At 33.0% G+C, this 16,346-nt stretch carries 13 protein-coding genes; 7 read left to right on the forward strand and 6 right to left on the reverse strand.

From position 1 onward, the window contains the following. Positions 1-17: 17 nt before the first annotated feature. Positions 18-2,756, reverse strand: a complete 2,739-nt coding sequence (locus AC1QSP_RS09430; protein ID WP_484078479.1) for a TonB-dependent receptor domain-containing protein — start codon at positions 2,754-2,756, stop codon at positions 18-20. 196 nt (positions 2,757-2,952) lie between these two features. On the opposite strand from AC1QSP_RS09430, the gene AC1QSP_RS09435 reads away from it, so the two are divergent. Both AC1QSP_RS09435 and AC1QSP_RS09440 read left to right on the forward strand, forming a co-directional pair. Next, a complete protein-coding gene (locus tag AC1QSP_RS09435) occupies positions 2,953-3,633 on the forward strand; it encodes a response regulator transcription factor (protein WP_484078480.1) in 681 nt (226 codons plus the stop codon). Positions 3,634-3,640: 7 nt separating this feature from the next. Next, on the forward strand, positions 3,641-4,672 hold the full coding sequence (locus AC1QSP_RS09440; protein ID WP_484078481.1) for a sensor histidine kinase: 1,032 nt from the start codon (positions 3,641-3,643) through the stop codon (positions 4,670-4,672). Here the strand turns inward: AC1QSP_RS09440 and AC1QSP_RS09445 are convergent. Beyond that, positions 4,669-4,986 (reverse strand): hypothetical protein, encoded by a 318-nt coding sequence (locus tag AC1QSP_RS09445; protein ID WP_484078482.1) that lies wholly within the window; start codon positions 4,984-4,986, stop codon positions 4,669-4,671. The two genes, AC1QSP_RS09440 and AC1QSP_RS09445, sit on opposite strands and share 4 nt — an antisense overlap. A gap of 197 nt (positions 4,987-5,183) precedes the next feature. Between AC1QSP_RS09445 and leuS the strand changes: the two genes are divergently transcribed. Beyond that, a complete protein-coding gene (gene leuS / locus AC1QSP_RS09450) occupies positions 5,184-8,039 on the forward strand; it encodes a leucine--tRNA ligase (RefSeq protein WP_484078483.1) in 2,856 nt (951 codons plus the stop codon). A gap of 81 nt (positions 8,040-8,120) precedes the next feature. Here the strand turns inward: leuS and AC1QSP_RS09455 are convergent, their stop codons facing one another. After that, a complete protein-coding gene (locus AC1QSP_RS09455) occupies positions 8,121-9,197 on the reverse strand; it encodes a baeRF3 domain-containing protein (RefSeq protein WP_484078484.1) in 1,077 nt (358 codons plus the stop codon). A gap of 171 nt (positions 9,198-9,368) precedes the next feature. Between AC1QSP_RS09455 and AC1QSP_RS09460 the strand changes: the two genes are divergently transcribed. Beyond that, positions 9,369-10,310 carry a hypothetical protein gene (locus tag AC1QSP_RS09460; RefSeq protein WP_484078485.1) on the forward strand — a complete coding sequence of 314 codons (942 nt, stop codon included), beginning with the start codon at positions 9,369-9,371 and terminating at the stop codon, positions 10,308-10,310. 35 nt (positions 10,311-10,345) lie between these two features. Here the strand turns inward: AC1QSP_RS09460 and AC1QSP_RS09465 are convergent, their stop codons facing one another. Continuing rightward, entirely contained in the window at positions 10,346-11,041 is a 696-nt protein-coding gene (locus AC1QSP_RS09465; protein ID WP_484078486.1) for a hypothetical protein, read from the reverse strand. Between the two features lie 160 nt (positions 11,042-11,201). Between AC1QSP_RS09465 and AC1QSP_RS09470 the strand changes: the two genes are divergently transcribed. After that, complete coding sequence (locus AC1QSP_RS09470; RefSeq protein ID WP_484078487.1) at positions 11,202-12,035, forward strand: HAEPLYID family protein; 834 nt, start codon at positions 11,202-11,204, stop codon at positions 12,033-12,035. A gap of 684 nt (positions 12,036-12,719) precedes the next feature. Here the strand turns inward: AC1QSP_RS09470 and AC1QSP_RS09475 are convergent. Beyond that, the gene (locus AC1QSP_RS09475; protein WP_484078488.1) at positions 12,720-14,363 is read right to left on the reverse strand and encodes a hypothetical protein; all 1,644 of its coding nucleotides are present in this window, start codon (positions 14,361-14,363) and stop codon (positions 12,720-12,722) included. Positions 14,364-14,646: 283 nt separating this feature from the next. Continuing rightward, complete coding sequence (locus AC1QSP_RS09480) at positions 14,647-14,829, reverse strand: hypothetical protein (RefSeq protein ID WP_484078489.1); 183 nt, start codon at positions 14,827-14,829, stop codon at positions 14,647-14,649. A 194-nt stretch (positions 14,830-15,023) separates the two neighbouring features. Between AC1QSP_RS09480 and AC1QSP_RS09485 the strand changes: the two genes are divergently transcribed. Next, on the forward strand, positions 15,024-15,779 hold the full coding sequence (locus tag AC1QSP_RS09485) for a hypothetical protein (RefSeq protein ID WP_484078490.1): 756 nt from the start codon (positions 15,024-15,026) through the stop codon (positions 15,777-15,779). After that, on the forward strand, positions 15,779-16,183 hold the full coding sequence (locus AC1QSP_RS09490) for a DUF5675 family protein (protein ID WP_484078491.1): 405 nt from the start codon (positions 15,779-15,781) through the stop codon (positions 16,181-16,183). The genes AC1QSP_RS09485 and AC1QSP_RS09490 overlap by 1 nt, the downstream gene beginning before the upstream one ends. Positions 16,184-16,346: the final 163 nt, after the last annotated feature.

A 16,346-nucleotide genomic window follows, 5' to 3' on the forward strand; every position in this document is an offset into this window, starting at 1 on the left:
ATGTTTGTTGTTTGATTTTAAAATTTGTAGTTGATCCCTAAGCTGAAGTTCATTCCTCGCTTATAGCTCAAAATATCTACTGCTCCATTCAAGTTTTCTTGAACACGACGGATATCCGGATTCAATAGGTTTTTTGCAGCGAAATTGATTCCGATATTTTCATTAACCATTGTTCTTAGAATGAAATCTAAAGTTCCAAATCCTTTATCCACTTGGTTTCCTCTCGTTTCTGTTCCCAGTGAATATAATCGGTCAGAAAAATAGTTGTAAGCGACTGTTGCTAATAAGCTGCATCCTTTTTCCCATTTCTTTGAATAAGAAACATCTGCATTTAAAACTAAATCGGAAGCACCTGTAAAACGATCTTCAGCAAATGTGAAATTGGTGTTGATTCGCCCACCATTGAAATAGGTTTCTTCAAAGACTTTATGATCGTTTAATTCTTGTTTAGTGTGCATATAAGCCGCATTCAACCCAAGGGTTAATTGTTCTGGATGATCTCCTTTATGATCTATAATTGCTTTCCTTGCTTCGACCTCAACTCCGATGGCATATCCCCAATCTCCCGTATTGGCATAGGATTGATCGTTGGCTGATGAAGCGATGGTTACTTTATTGATCGGATCTAAAATATATTTTCCAAAAGCAGCTACCGATAAAATTTCACCTTGTTTGGGGAACCACTCCCATTTTAAATCAGCATTGTAATTCGTCGACGCATATAGCATTGGATTTCCTCGTTCAATTTCTGTTACATCTTCATACACAAACATGGCACGTTCCTTAAATTGTGGTAACGTATAAGTTTTAGATGCGGCAAAACGTAGATTATTTTTATCATTCATCTTATAACGCACCGCTAAACTTGGTAAGACTTCAAATTGATCAAACTCATTTTTACCTTCGGATAAAGCTGTTCGCCAATCCACCAATTGATGAATGTATTCTCCTCGTAAACCAACAATTGCCATTAATTGATCTGAAAAATGATATTCGAATTCCGCAAATCCTGCCTGAATGTTTTGTTCTCCTGTATATTCTTGTGGGCGATAGGTTCCATTGTAGCTGTCGAAAGTAGAAATCAAGAAATAAGAACCATAATTTATTGGATTGAAGAAATCGTCCAATTGATTTGGATTTACAGCGATATCACCTCGATTGATTTTTAAATTGAATTGATTTGCTTCCAATTCGCGTTGCTTCAAACGTCCTTGATAACCAACCGATAATTTCGCTTTATAATCCGATCCATCTACACCAAATTTTAAGCTGTAGGCTAAGTTCGCTGCCCATTCATTTTCAATTAATTCTTGGAAATAACGATGACTTAATGAAGCATCCTGACTTGCTAAGAAATACTGACCATCGGCAAATCGCATTGTATTTTGAATACGATCGGGCATTTCACTTTTTATCGTATTAAAAGAAATTCCCCAATTGAATTCCGATCGTTCGCTGATTTTATGATCACCCAATAATTGATTGATGAATAAAGTATTTCGTTCAAACGTAGCACGACGAACCAAACCATTTTCATTCTCATTGATATCACGCACATAACCGCGGTATTCATTGAACGATTGAGAAGAATGATTGATGAAAATACTATTTGCTCGAAGTTGATGATGCGGATTAATATCATAGAATAGGTTAACTAATCCCGTGGTATTGGTATTATATTGGTTGCTTGTGAATTGATGAAAATCTTTTATTCCATTTCCATGGGCATCCACTGTTCGTGCTACCCCTTGGTCCAAACGTTCTCCCTTACTATCGAATGAAACTGAAGCAAAAAATCCGAATTTTGATCCATTATTGAATCGATAACTTTTTCCTCCTTTTACATTCATCGAACCTCCAATTGATGGTCTTAACACAGGATTTAAACTATTTTGGAAATGATAACCTCCTAAAACATTTGATGGAATAGAAGTCTTTTTGAATCCCCAATAATTTGGACCGTCTTGTAATTGATAAGCTTTATTATCAATGGCCTTGGAATTAACAGAAGTTCCTAAACCAATTTGTATAAAACCTTTTCCATCGTATTTCTTTGAAGTGATATCTACATTAGCGCCACCAAAATCAGCATTGATTCTACTATTGTAAGTTTTAAACATCGAGATATATTCGATGATATCTGTTGAAAATAGATCCAACTTGATATTTTTATTTGCTGGGTTTTCTGAAGGAATCGGTAAACCATTTAATGATGTCGAATTATAACGGTCTCCTAATCCTCTTACAAAAACATTTCCTGTTCCCTCTTGTTTGGCGACACCAGACATTTTTGCCACAGCACCTGCTGCATCGCTAATCCCTTTGCGGTTCATCTCCACTTCTCCGATATTTTCTATCATCTGAGTGGATTTTTTTTGCAAATTCAACAGATTTGCTTCGGCCGCTTTATTGCGTTGAACGGTAACTACAGCAGTAGAAAGATCGATATCTTCTGACTTTATCTTTTCTGGAATCAAATAAAATTGAATACCTTGTTCTGAACTAATGGTTTGCTTCGTACGTTGAAAACCTTCCACTAAGAGTTCAATTTCATATGCATCTTCAGGCACCTCGATGGTAAAATTTCCATCATGATCAGTATGAGCTTCAATCCCGATATCATCAATGGTAAATTTGGTATCCGATAATCGCTCCTTTGTCTGTTCATTGTAAAGAACTCCTTTTACTTCGACATGGCTCTGTGCAAATACACCAGCACTTAATAAGGCCAATAGCATTGTTAAATTCTTTTTCATTTTTCGTGTTTGTTTGACACAAAATTGCTGACTATCAAATAAAAACACTTTTCCTAATTGTAAAGGTTTCGTTACGGAATTGTTATCAAATTTTAGTAACTTTAAATCAATGTTAAGAAGTTCATGATCAATAAATACATCAGAATATTACCTTAATTTTACCTGCAGATTAAATCAATGTTAATCCTACCATAATATGAAAAACATCAAAATACTTTTAGTTGACGACGAACCAGATATTTTAGAATTTATTGGTTACAACTTAAAAAAAGAAGGTTTCGAAATTGAAACTGCATCAAATGGCATTGAAGGATTGAAAATGGCAAAAATTTTTAAACCGGATTTGATTCTATTGGATGTGATGATGCCACTTATGGATGGGATGGAAATGTGTACAGAATTACGCAAATTGGATTCGTTTAAAGATACTTTAGTAGTATTTCTTTCAGCACGAGCGGAAGATTTTTCGCAATTAGCAGGATACGAAGCGGGAGCAAATGATTATATTCTAAAACCGATTAAACCAAAAGTCTTAATCAGTAAATTAAATGCGTTATTAAAGTTAAAAAACACCCATGAGATTGCTCCTGATGAATTAATCCAATTGAATAATTTTGAAATCAACCGTGAAACATATAAAGTAACTTTTCAAAATGAAGAATTCTTATTACCTCGCAAAGAATTTGAATTGATTGCATTGTTAGCTTCTAATCCTGAACGCGTGTTTAAACGAGAAGAAATTTTAGAAAAAGTATGGGGAAATGAAGTCGTTGTAGGTGGTCGTACTATTGATGTTCATATGCGTAAATTGCGCGAAAAATTTGGAAATGATCGATTCTCTACCATCAAAGGAATAGGTTATAAAATTAATGATTAAATAAGGCATGGCTTCTAACTTTAAGATATATAATCTTTTCCTCTACGCCTTATTCACGACCATTTTTATTGCAATCGGCTTTACAGGATTCACCTACCTTTGGTTTGGTAATATTAATTTTATTATCGAAAATATTCCTTATTTCATTGTTTTAATCACAATGATTTTAGTTGGTTTAAATGTATTTCTTTTTGTAATTATTAGACACCAACGCCGAAAAGATTTTACTCAATTATCTAAAAACCTACCTCAAATCTCTTCCGAAGAAGTTGATTTTGAAGGTTTATCTCAAAAAATTTCAGATATCACGGAAGTGCAATCCAAAGAAATCGATTTCCTAAATGAGCGTGAGAACTATCGACGTGAATTTTTAGGAAATATTTCTCATGAATTGAAAACACCTCTATTCTCTGTACAAGGATATTTACTAACTTTAATTGAAGGTGGTATTGACGATGAAAATATTCGCGATAAATACTTGAACCGAATCAATAAATCTGTGGATCGTTTAATATACTTAGTACGTGATCTGGATATGATTTCGGAACTAGAAAAAGGTCGAATTGACATTCAAAATAATCCATTTAATCTTGTAGCCTTAATTCAGGATGTCATTGATTTACTTGAAATCAAAGCAGAAAAAAACAATATTCGATTGGTCCTAAATCATCCTTCCGATTATACCTTACGCGTTGTTGGCGATATTGAAAAAATCCAACAAGTACTAATTAACCTTATCGTAAATGCGATCAATTATTCGGATGAGAATACAACGATTAAAATCGAATTAAAAGAGACCGAAGAAGCAGTGAAAATAATGGTAAAAGACCAAGGTGTTGGAATTAAAAACGAAGATTTATCCCGTATTTTTGAACGTTTTTATCGTGTCGACAAATCAAGAAATCGTAATCAAGGTGGTTCTGGACTTGGTTTAGCTATTGTTAAACATATCCTTGAAGCGCACAATCAAAAGATTTATGTCCAAAGTAAAGTGGGAAAAGGATCAACTTTTTATTTTTATTTGAGAAAAGCACTTTAATTTTTTACGAATCGTAACGTTTTCTCATTCTTAAAAATCTTAACCGTATCGTTTTTCGGACTTTTCCATAAAACAAAAGGTGGTTTTAGATTCATTATCGAACCTTTATTCGGTACTGAATCATGGAATAATTGAGCAGTTAATGCTGAGTCTTCTTTGATTTTGTTCTGATGTTCTTTCGTTAAATAATAATCCTTTGTCATGTAAAGTGGATCTTGCACACGAAGAATTGAATCTTTATCATCAATATCCCAAAAGATTTCAACAGGATTAATTGATTCTTCATATCCAATAAAAATTCGAGTCGTATTCACAATATACCGAACGGAAAACAAGATAATAAGAAAGAAGAATAGCACAATACCATAATATGCTATAAGGCCCTTTTTCATATATAAATTAATAATTGGTTGGTTAGTTATTAATCAACGACAAATATCGCCAATCTTCCTTAAAAGATAAGTAAAAAATGTAAATTTGCTCAAATTTAATTATTAATTAATCTTCAGTAATGCAATATAATCCTAATGAAATTGAACCAAAATGGCAAAAATTTTGGATCGATAACAAAACATTTAAAGCTGATAACAATTCAGATAAACCTAAATTTTATGTATTAGATATGTTCCCTTATCCATCTGGAGCGGGATTGCACGTTGGTCACCCACTGGGGTACATCGCGTCTGATATCTTTGCACGTTACAAAAAATTAAAAGGTTTCAATGTTTTACACCCAATAGGATATGATTCATTTGGTTTACCTGCAGAACAATATGCCATCCAAACAGGACAGCATCCAGCAGTGACAACTAAAGTAAATATTGAAGGTGGAGTTGATAAGCAAGGGAATGTAATCGCAGGTTACGAGAATCAATTGAAAAAAATTGGAATGGGATACGATTGGGATCGTGAGATTCGTACATCAAACCCAGAATACTACAAATGGACACAATGGATTTTCAACCAATTATTCGATTCATATTACGATAATACAACTGATAAGGCGGAACCAATCAGCAAATTAGTTGAAACATTCAAAGCAGAAGGAAATGCCAATGTAAATGCGGTTGCAGACGAAGATGTAACAATCTTTACTGCCGATGAATGGAATGCTTACTCTGAAAAAGAGCAACAAGCAATCTTATTAAAATACCGTTTAACATTTTTAGCGGAAGCAGAAGTAAACTGGTGTGCAGATTTAGGAACTGTATTAGCAAACGACGAAGTAATCAACGGATTATCTGAGCGTGGTGGATATCCAGTTGTGCGTAAAAAAATGACACAATGGATGATGCGTATCACAGCTTATGCCGATCGTTTATTAACAGGATTAGATGGATTAGATTGGTCAGACGCGATCAAAGAAGCACAACGTAACTGGATTGGAAAATCAAAAGGGGCGTCTATCTTCTTTGATGTAGTGGGTAATGATCAAAAAATCGAAGTTTTTACCACTCGTCCTGATACAGTTTTCGGTGTTTCTTACGTGACATTAGCGCCAGAACACCCATTAGTGGCTGAAATTACAACAGAAGAATACAAAACAAAAGTTGACGCTTACGTGGATTACACTTCAAAACGTTCGGAGCGTGATCGTTTAGCGGATGCGAAGAATATTACAGGAGAGTTCACAGGAGCTTATGCGATTCACCCATTTACAGGAAAACAAGTTCCGATTTGGATTGGTGATTACGTATTAGCATCTTACGGAACGGGAGCTGTTATGGCTGTTCCTGCTGGTGATGAGCGTGATTTTGCTTTTGCAAACCACTTCAATTTACCAATTATCAACATCTTCAAAGGTCAAGATATTTCAGAAGCTGCTTTTACTGAAAAAGGTGGATTCGAATTACAAGATTCTGATTTCTTAAACGGATTAGATTACAAAGAAGCCGTTGAAAAAATTATTGCGGCTTTAGAAGAAAAAGGAGTTGGAAAAGGAAAAACAAACTTCCGTTTACGCGAAGCGGTATTCTCTCGTCAACGTTATTGGGGAGAACCAGTTCCGGTTTATTTCAAAGATGGAATGCCTTATACAATTCCAACAGAAGCGTTACCAATTATCTTACCTGAAGTCGATGAGTATTTACCAACTTCTGACGGTGAGCCACCATTAGGACGCGCGACACAATGGGCTTTTGATACAACAACAAATCAAGTCGTAGATAATAGCTTAATCAACAACGAGACTATTTTCCCAATCGAGTTGAACACAATGCCAGGATGGGCAGGTTCTTCTTGGTATTGGTTACGTTATATGGACGCGAAAAACGAAGAAGAATTCGTTTCTCAAGCGGCTGCTAATTATTGGCAAAACGTCGATTTATACTTAGGTGGATCGGAGCACGCGACGGGTCACTTATTATACTCTCGTTTCTGGCAAAAATTCTTATTCGACAAAGGATTAGTACCTACAGACGAATACGCGAAGAAATTAATCAATCAAGGGATGATTTTAGGAATGAGTGCGTTTGCTTACCGTATCAACGGGACAAATACATTCGTGTCTAAAGGATTAAAAGATCAATACGAGACAACTCCAATCCACGTTGACGTAAATATGTTAAAAGATGGAGGTGACGAATTAGATACAGATCAATTTAAAGCGTGGCGTGAAGATTATGCAAATGCTGAATTCATTTTAGAAGACGGTAAATTCATTACAGGTCGTGAAGTGGAGAAAATGTCGAAATCAAAATACAACGTTTTAACACCGGATACCATTTGTGACGAATACGGAGCAGATGCTTTACGTTTATACGAAATGTTCTTAGGACCTTTAGAGCAATCTAAACCTTGGAACACACAAGGATTATCTGGCGTTTATTCTTTCTTAAAGAAATTCTGGCGTTTATACCACTCAGGAGCAGAAGAAACATTCTTCGTTTCAGATGATGAACCTACGAAAGAAGAAATGAAAGCGTTACACCAAACGATCAAGAAAGTAGACGAAGACGTGAACAACTTCTCGTTCAATACATCGGTTTCTACATTTATGATTGCAGTGAACGAATTAGGTAAATTAAAATCAAACAAACGTGCTATTTTAGAACCCTTAGCGATTGTTCTTTCGCCTTACGCACCTCACATTGCTGAAGAATTATGGTCGAAATTAGGACACGAAACTTCAATTGCAGAAGCGGAATTCCCAGTTTTTGAAGAGAAATGGTTAGTCGCAGATTCAAAAGAATATCCAGTTTCATTCAATGGTAAAATGAAGTACTTATTGGAATTACCTTTATCATTATCAAAAGAGGAAATTCAAGAAATTGTAATGAACGACGAACGTACAATCAAACAATTAGGAGATCGTACACCAAAGAACATTATCATTGTTCCAGGTAAGATTATTAATATCGTAGGATAGAATATAATAACATCCTCAAGATTAAAATTGAGCATATATAACAAAGAAAAGCCTCGCATTCGCGAGGCTTTATTATTTGATTTAATATCTAGTCTTTAAAACGACTTGTCCTAAATCTTTAATCTCTTCCTGACTTGTGAAAATGGCACGTCCTTTTTTAGAAATAACTTCCCAAGCAATTGTACTGATAATATCATCTACTACACCTTCTGCTGTAGGATCATCTGCTAATTCAAACGTTCGATCATCAACCATTTTCACTGGTTGTTGATAATCTTGATGCACAACTAACAATTCTCCACGACCATCAATCGCTGCTTGATAAATTTCTTGTAAATCTGTTAACACTTGTCCTTTCCCAACCGCTTCTTGCATTTCTTCAATAGCTGCTCCTCGATTTTCATGTTGACGTTGCTTCATAAATTCCCAAGCATCTTTCATGAATTCATTTTTCTGATTAGGCGAATTAAAATCAGTTGAAATATTTCCAATATACATTGCTGGATAATCTGCTACTTGCTGAAGCATACTATAGTTATCATCGGTAGATATAACTAAGCATTCTAAATTTTGATCTGGATTAGCATGTTGTACAGCTTTATCCACTTGATTATAGAATTCTTTTAATTTACTCGATTGATTATCTGTTTCAGAAAACAAATGCGTTAAATTATATGCCGATTCTGTAAACGGAAAATCATCATTTTCTTCTTCTCTTATAATCGCATCATCCACCGCATGATATAAGCGAACTCCTTTTTGAGTAAGATATAAGACCAAGTATTCTTCTGTCCTATTCATCGCTTTTATCAGAGGACGTATCGCAAAGGTATCATCAATCCATACTCCTTCATTGGCTACAGGCCAAGTTGTTCGAATAAACTCAAATGTATCTTTGGATAAATAAATGTGTAAACTTTCTAAGTTTTTATGAACTTCAAGCTCATCGGATAACCCCTTTAATTTTTCTAACACTTCAGGAGCTTCTCTCCAATGCATTTCTTCTAAAATACGTTCTTCCGCCTCTTTTGTTAAGTTTTTAAGCTTGATTGGATCTTGTTGATTATCTGGTATTGTTCTACTAGTGTTAAATGCGATAGTAACTGAAGGATAACTTTTTTGACTTGCTAATTTTGTTAACTGATCTTTAATACTCATAAAAAATTTTATTTAGTTTGGTTTTATTAAAGATAGCGATTAAAAACTCAATTCATTCGATATCAATTAGTTTTAACTTTTCGTAAACAATTTGAAAAGTATTTTTTTAGAACTAAATTTTTCCATCAATAAATTATACATTTGATTTTATATCCCATTTATATTCAACTTATGATTAAACAATTATTCATTGGAATTATAATCGCGAGCTCTCAGCTGATTCATGCACAGGAAATACAATTGAATGAGTATAATGTAAAGACGCACCTCAACGATTTTCATCTGAACGGAAAAGTTACAAAAGTAATTTCGACGGCTAAAGATGGAAATGGTCATTGGGCGACTCTTCCTTTTTTAGAGAATGAATTTTTTAATCAAATTATTTTAGAATTTAATTCGCAAGGGTATCTCCAAAAACAAACCAATAATTTAGATTACAGAGGAAATTTGGCGACTTATAGTTACACCGAATATCAGTATAATCGCCAACATCAACCAACAGAAATAAAGACCACGGTAATTAATAATGGGGAAGATCCTAAACGAATCAGTTCATTGAAAACATATGAATACAATCCTGATGGACAACTTCAGCAATTGTATGAAGCGGTCCAATCAAAAACTACTTCAATACAATATCAGACAGAATTTTCTTATACTAATCGATTAGAATCAGTGGTTCATAAAACGGATGGGAAAAAGTCTGGAGAATTAAAATTTTCTTACAATAAAGTTGGTCAATTAATCAAACAAGAATCTTTCGGTTTTGATGGAAGAAATGGTCAGAAACGTTATTTTATGTATGATGGCAATACTCCAATTTATGAAGAATTGAATATCGATGGTCGAGCTCAAATGACATTTGTGAACTTAAATTATAAAACATCAAAATTTCAACAATTTGATCAAAACCAACAATTGAAGTTAGAGTTGAATTTTGATTCCAATCATCACGTTACAGCAGCTAAAGTTCAATCATTCAGAACTGGAAAACCTTTTCTGAGTACCTATACAATCCTATATCAATCGGATGCTCAAAATAATTGGATTAGAGCGGATATCTACCAAAATGGAATTTTAGAATATATCGTTCAACGAGAAATTACATATTAAACAAAAGGATTGGGTAACCCCAATCCTTTTGTCATTTAAATATTTTCTTTTGCCAAACGCGCCATTGCTTTTTCATGAGCACTTTGTACGTCTGCTTTTATCTTTTTGTCTTGTGTTGATTTTCTAATCTTTTCCGCATGGTAAGCCAAATCTTCCAACGACATCTTATAACTAATATAAAAACCTCTATTGTATCGCGAATATGAGGCTAATCCCCAATCTGCAACCAATTTATTTTTAATTTTCTTGGTTTGATACTCGTTGTAATAACGCTGAATTTTTGGATCTAAATCCTCTTTCGGTAATGATTTTACATTTCCATCAATACGACTAAACCAATATTTATTATCCAATTTGATGTATGATTTAGAACCTAAAATACTTTTAAATGCTAAATCACCCAACAACAACATCTTTTCGAATTCGGTTTTCTCATTATTAAAGTAATCCCAATACATTTCTGATGTCATTCCCACCATTGGACTTTTTTCAATGGTAGCTTCATACAGATTTTTCCCATTTTGATAAGCTGCAGCAATGTTCTTAAATTCTATTCCAAAATCATTACAAGCTTGTTGATATCCTGTAAAAGATCCAGAGTATTTCTCGAAATTATCGAAAAACACACGGTAAATACAGTAATGTGATATATCAATTAAAACTCTTTTAGAATCATCTAAAAACCCTTTTACCAATTGAATCGGAAAATTATAGTATTCGTACGAACTCATTATAAATTTATTATACCCTTTTTGTCGTGTTAATTCGCCAACTAAGATAAGATAGTTTTAAATAATGAAAAAATCTAGACCAAATAACTCTTGAGACAATATCTATAGAATTCCTAATTTCTTCCTAATTCTTGCCGTTGATTTGTTCAAAATTTAAGGAATGAAAACAAAAATTACCCTACTCCTATCTCTCTTTTGTAGTTTTATATTATTTGGTCAAACCAATGATTCGATATCTGAAACAACGCCAACAGAAAATCTAAAACCAAAAGTAGACCACGCTGAACCTTTGAACATCGACTTGATGCGCGATTTAGGAGCACGTAAAGGTGAAGCCGAAATCAATGTTGGTTTCGGAGTAGGTGCTCACAGGAATTATAACGAATACTTTGGTTTTGTAGAATACGAATGGGCAGCAGCCGATCGTTTAGGATTAGAAGTAGAGATTCCATTTTCGTTTAATCATGCCAATGGTGATGCAGGAATTCCAACTGCTACACCACAAAATAAAATTGAAGGGTTAAAATTGGCCACTCAATATACATTCTTAGTCAATGAAAAGCGTAAATTATCCATGGCTTTTGCTTATGTACATGAGTTTGAATTAAATTCATTTAAAAAATTAGGAGATAAAGGAAGTGTATTAACTGGAATGAAAATGAATCCAGTTTTCGTAGCCGCTAAAAACTTTAATCAATTCAATACCATGTTATATACAGGTCCTGTAATTGAACATGAATATAAAAGTGGTGAAGTAGAAGTTGGTGCTACAATTAATGCCAGTATGATGTATGTTTTACCAAACTCAAAAAACTTTATCGGGATTGAAAATAATATGGATATTGATAAAGATGGTTTTCATTACTACTTAAGACCTCAGCTTAAATTGGCTATCCAACACAACCTGATGATCGGTTTAGTTACTGGAGTACCATTAACACGTCATGAACCAAGTAAATTGGATGTGATGACCCGTATTATTTGGGAGCCTTAATCAAAAGAAAAATACTTTATAAAATAAAAAAAACGCTTATCGATTTGATAAGCGTTTTTTTATCTGTGGAGCTGGCGGGATTCGAACCTACGCCAAAATTCCTTTATTTCAGAGGGATTGAAAAATCTAAATAACTTAGGGTCTCGGTTGGGTACCTTGATATTTATAAGAACATCTTTATTCTTCTGCAAAGATACAATGTATCTGCCTGAAAATAAAAAACCTAACTAATATTTAGTTAGGTTTTTATAATATTATTTTACATAATCTCTGTTATAGATAATAAATATTTAAAGATTATTTATTTCTGTGTATTTATAATTAAGACTAATAATGAATTTTTATTTAAATTATTTTTGGAACAAATATTATCAAAAGAATTATTATTAAACAGATTACAGAAATAGTTGTTTTACTTTTAATACTAACTTTTTTTATTAAAAGTAATATTAAAGGAGTTAAAATAGATAAAAAAAATAAAAATGAAACAAACTTATTAATCCAAATGAAGTATAAAGAATTGTTTATCTTATTTTGAAAAACAGTTTCGCTATAAAAACCATCATTTATAATATCCCAGATAGTAAATACACCTCCATAAGGCATTATTAGGAATATTACGAGAATTAATGAAAATAGAATTATTATTGTATAATATATAAATTTCATATAAATTAATCTTTATTATTTACAGTCATTACTTAAAGTGCTTAAAGGTTTTTTGCCATCTAAAACATCTTTTACTTTTTGCCAATCTGGGCGTTCTATTTGAGGTGTATTAGTATTTGCCTTCCCTCCTTTTAAATTAACATATTCAGAAATTTTTTTCTGGAAAGATTTCCATAGACTATCTGCTTGGCTAAAAGGAAAACTTTTTCCACTAAAATATTCTGAAATTTTATGAGCAGAATCTCCTGTGAAATCTGTTAATCTATCAACACCTCTTGTGTAAAAAGTGTAAGAACCATCAGTATTCTTTGTAAAACCAAAATCCCTATGACCACTTACAGGATGACTTAGATATGTAGGGTCGTAGATAGTTGAAAATGTCCAACCACTAGAAGAGTATTTAGTAACAACAACTGATCCGTTATCAGGACCTTTAATATCAATACCTATTACTGCTCCTAATGGATTAGATGAATTCCATAAATTTGTGTCATTAATTCCATTCCAATGATAAGGCTCAAAATAGCTGTAATTAGTATCAACAAAACTATTAATGTTAGTTCTGATATGATTTAACAATTGCTCTGCAGTTGTACCTGGAGGTAATTTGTCTATTGTAACAGGAAAATAATCCATATTTACAACTGTACTATAAGCATTATTAATATCTTGCAACTTAGCTACGTTAGTTGTTGATATTGAACCATATGCTGTTGTGGTGCTAGATGTTTTAGAAATATTATTTAATTTAGCAATAATATCATTAGAAACAGAATGTTTAGCTGTATTTAACCATTGCTTAATTATATCACAAGGAACATCAATAAAAGCAAAAGGTTTGTCTTTAATAGCTGCTTTTATTACTACTTCAGAAAGAGATATTTCACCATTATCGCCAGACCCACCTCCATCACTAGGAGGTGCCGAACACATTTCATGAGGTTTACATCCGCCTCCACCAATGTCAGTAGCCCCACCTCCTGGTGACCAAGGAATAGTACCATTACCACCTCCACCTCCTGGAGTTATAATTACAGTTCCTAAATCACAAGAAGGTAAACCTTCAAATCCGCATTCCTCAAAGCCAGAATTTGTTTTATTCAATAATTTACTGATTTTGTTTAAAAAAATAAAATCATATTTTTCCTGAAAAAGTTTAACAGTGTTATTGTAAATATTTGAATCTTTATTTAATATATAATATTTAATTAATGTTTCATCTTCAGATATCTGAGCAATAAAAATATCTTGAACTTTATTATTGAAAATTTTAGGATAAAAAACACTTATGTTACCGTATTTGTCAATAATGTTTTCTGAATGAATCCTAGTTTCTACATAAGGTTCAATAGCTTCATTTATGAAGTTCTGTCTAAGTTTTGCATTATTAGAAAAAGTGTTTTGAGTATTTACAAGTCCTGTTATATTAGTTTTTTGAACACTGTCATATTTTTGCATTGTGATAGCAAAACCTTTTGCATAATCATTTATTTGAACACCTTTATTCTGGATATTGGAAGGATTAGAAAAAATATAAAATTTTTGATTTTTTTCTATTTTCTGTGTTGGTACAATTATTTCATCATCAGTAGAGCAACCAATGATGGCTAAAAAAGAAACAAATAAAATTAAAAGGTAATTGAGATAGAATTTATTCATAATGTTTTTAAATAGGTTATTTAATCTAAAAAAAACAATAATACAAATTATAACCTATTATATTACACCATAATAGTAAATAATAAAAAAAATCTGTAAAACCTATTTAAAAATTATATTTAACTCAAATATATTCACTAAACATAATTAAAATTATAAAACTTATTTTTATTTATAATTAACTGATTTTCAATTAGTGCCTAATTAGATAAGTCAAAAAAATAAAATAGTCCCTCTGGAGCCCCCTATTTACGTTGGAATTGGTTTATTTGTTACGGACACTTTAAATCTCCTTTATCCCCAAATACTCTTCCAATTCCCTCCATGTAATGACCTGATGAGGTTGTTTGTTGTAATGCTTTTTGATTTGGTTATAGATGCGAAGGGATTGTCTATAACTTTTGCCTGTGATGATCTGAATGTCTTTTGGGTAAACACAAATTCGTTGTAACTTCTTGTTTTGCATAATTATACATTTTCATACACTATCTATGCTTTATCTATACTGTATATATACCTCATCTATATGTCATCTTGTGACAAAAGATGAATAAAAAGTCATTTGGAAAAGTCTGGTTTTAATAAAGTTACGATTTTTCTTATTCTTGTTTTGTCTACCGGTAGAAGGATTAAATGTTGAACGAAAAAATGTAGAAAAAAATGGCAAGACAGAAAGGTATTATTAAGCTTTTGGGTACTGTGGGAGACATTACCTTTTATAAAGCAAAAGAAGGGTTTTTAGCACGTGAAAAAGGTGGCGTGGATAAGAACAGAATTATGAATGATCCAAACTTTCAAAGAACGCGAGAAAATGGTGAAGAATTTGGGCGAGCAGGAGCATCTGGAAAGATGTTGCGAACTGCATTTCGAGCGGTTTTGATGAATTCATCTGATTCGAGAATGGTTGGAAGATTGACGCGAGAAATGGTTAAAGTACTTCAAAAAGATGAGGTAAGTGAGCGCGGACAACGTAATGTGATCAATGGAGATTTATCGTTGTTAAAAGGATTTGATTTCAATATCAATGGTAAATTATCCACTACTATTTATGCACCGTATACCACTTCTTTAAATCGTGTTCAAGGTGAAATTGTAGTAAACTTTCCATCCTTTGTACCTTCAAATATGATTAATGCGCCATCTGGAACAACACATTTTAAAATTGAAGCTGCATCTGCGGATGTCAATTTTACGGATGGTTCATTCAATGTGTCGAATGCTGATACAGGGATACTACCTTATGATGGGGTTGCGACTTCAGCTATCAGTTTGGAAACGGAACTACCTGCAAATAGTACAGAACCAATCTTTTTGGTATTGGGTGTGGAGTTCTATCAAGAGATTAATGGCGAAATGTATGTGCTGAAAAATGGTGCGTACAATGCTTTGCAATTAATTGAAGTTAGTCCTGCGTAATGAAGTTAGAATTGATCAGAACATATTTCCCTAATGGAACAAATGGTATTCTTCAAAATTCGAAGGGTATCATTTGTTATACGATTGAGTTGCCATGGTTGAATAATGAAGTGAGAAAATCGTGTATTCCGGAAGGGAAATATGTTTTAGTGAAACGATACAGCCAAAAGTATGGGTGGCATATTTGGTTGAAGGATGTACCGAACAGGACTTATATTCTGATGCATCCTGCGAATCATGCCAAAAAAGAATTATTAGGTTGTATTGCTCCAGTGACTTCTTTGGGTGGTGCTGGAATTGGATGGGAAAGTCGGAAGGCTTTTAATCAAGTGAAGGATTTGGTTTATCAAGCGATTGATAAAGGAGAATTGGTTACGCTTGAAATTAAATCTTCATTACTTTAATTTCTATGTTCATTTTTGTCTTGACACAAAAACGAACCAAAAAATTCAAGGCTTTAAATCGTTTACGCTAAAAATCCTTTTCATTTCGGGAATGAATTAAATGATTCGTTTCACTCACTAATTCATTCTATTCCTTCATGAAAATGATTTTCTTCACGCGAAC

It is taken from the genome of Faecalibacter sp., assembly GCF_057177045.1.

Excerpts from the sequence above, each read along its gene's own strand:
- AC1QSP_RS09490 (WP_484078491.1), top strand. The coding sequence starts at position 15,779 with ATGAAGTTAGAATTGATCAGAACATATTTCCCTAATGGAACAAATGGT.
- AC1QSP_RS09470 (WP_484078487.1), top strand. The coding sequence starts at position 11,202 with ATGAAAACAAAAATTACCCTACTCCTATCTCTCTTTTGTAGTTTTATA.
- AC1QSP_RS09465 (WP_484078486.1), bottom strand. The coding sequence starts at position 11,041 with ATGAGTTCGTACGAATACTATAATTTTCCGATTCAATTGGTAAAAGGG.
- AC1QSP_RS09460 (WP_484078485.1), top strand. The coding sequence starts at position 9,369 with ATGATTAAACAATTATTCATTGGAATTATAATCGCGAGCTCTCAGCTG.
- AC1QSP_RS09485 (WP_484078490.1), top strand. The coding sequence starts at position 15,024 with ATGGCAAGACAGAAAGGTATTATTAAGCTTTTGGGTACTGTGGGAGAC.
- AC1QSP_RS09430 (WP_484078479.1), bottom strand. The coding sequence starts at position 2,756 with ATGAAAAAGAATTTAACAATGCTATTGGCCTTATTAAGTGCTGGTGTA.
- AC1QSP_RS09480 (WP_484078489.1), bottom strand. The coding sequence starts at position 14,829 with ATGCAAAACAAGAAGTTACAACGAATTTGTGTTTACCCAAAAGACATT.
- AC1QSP_RS09475 (WP_484078488.1), bottom strand. The coding sequence starts at position 14,363 with ATGAATAAATTCTATCTCAATTACCTTTTAATTTTATTTGTTTCTTTT.
- AC1QSP_RS09435 (WP_484078480.1), top strand. The coding sequence starts at position 2,953 with ATGAAAAACATCAAAATACTTTTAGTTGACGACGAACCAGATATTTTA.
- AC1QSP_RS09455 (WP_484078484.1), bottom strand. The coding sequence starts at position 9,197 with ATGAGTATTAAAGATCAGTTAACAAAATTAGCAAGTCAAAAAAGTTAT.
- AC1QSP_RS09440 (WP_484078481.1), top strand. The coding sequence starts at position 3,641 with ATGGCTTCTAACTTTAAGATATATAATCTTTTCCTCTACGCCTTATTC.
- leuS (WP_484078483.1), top strand. The coding sequence starts at position 5,184 with ATGCAATATAATCCTAATGAAATTGAACCAAAATGGCAAAAATTTTGG.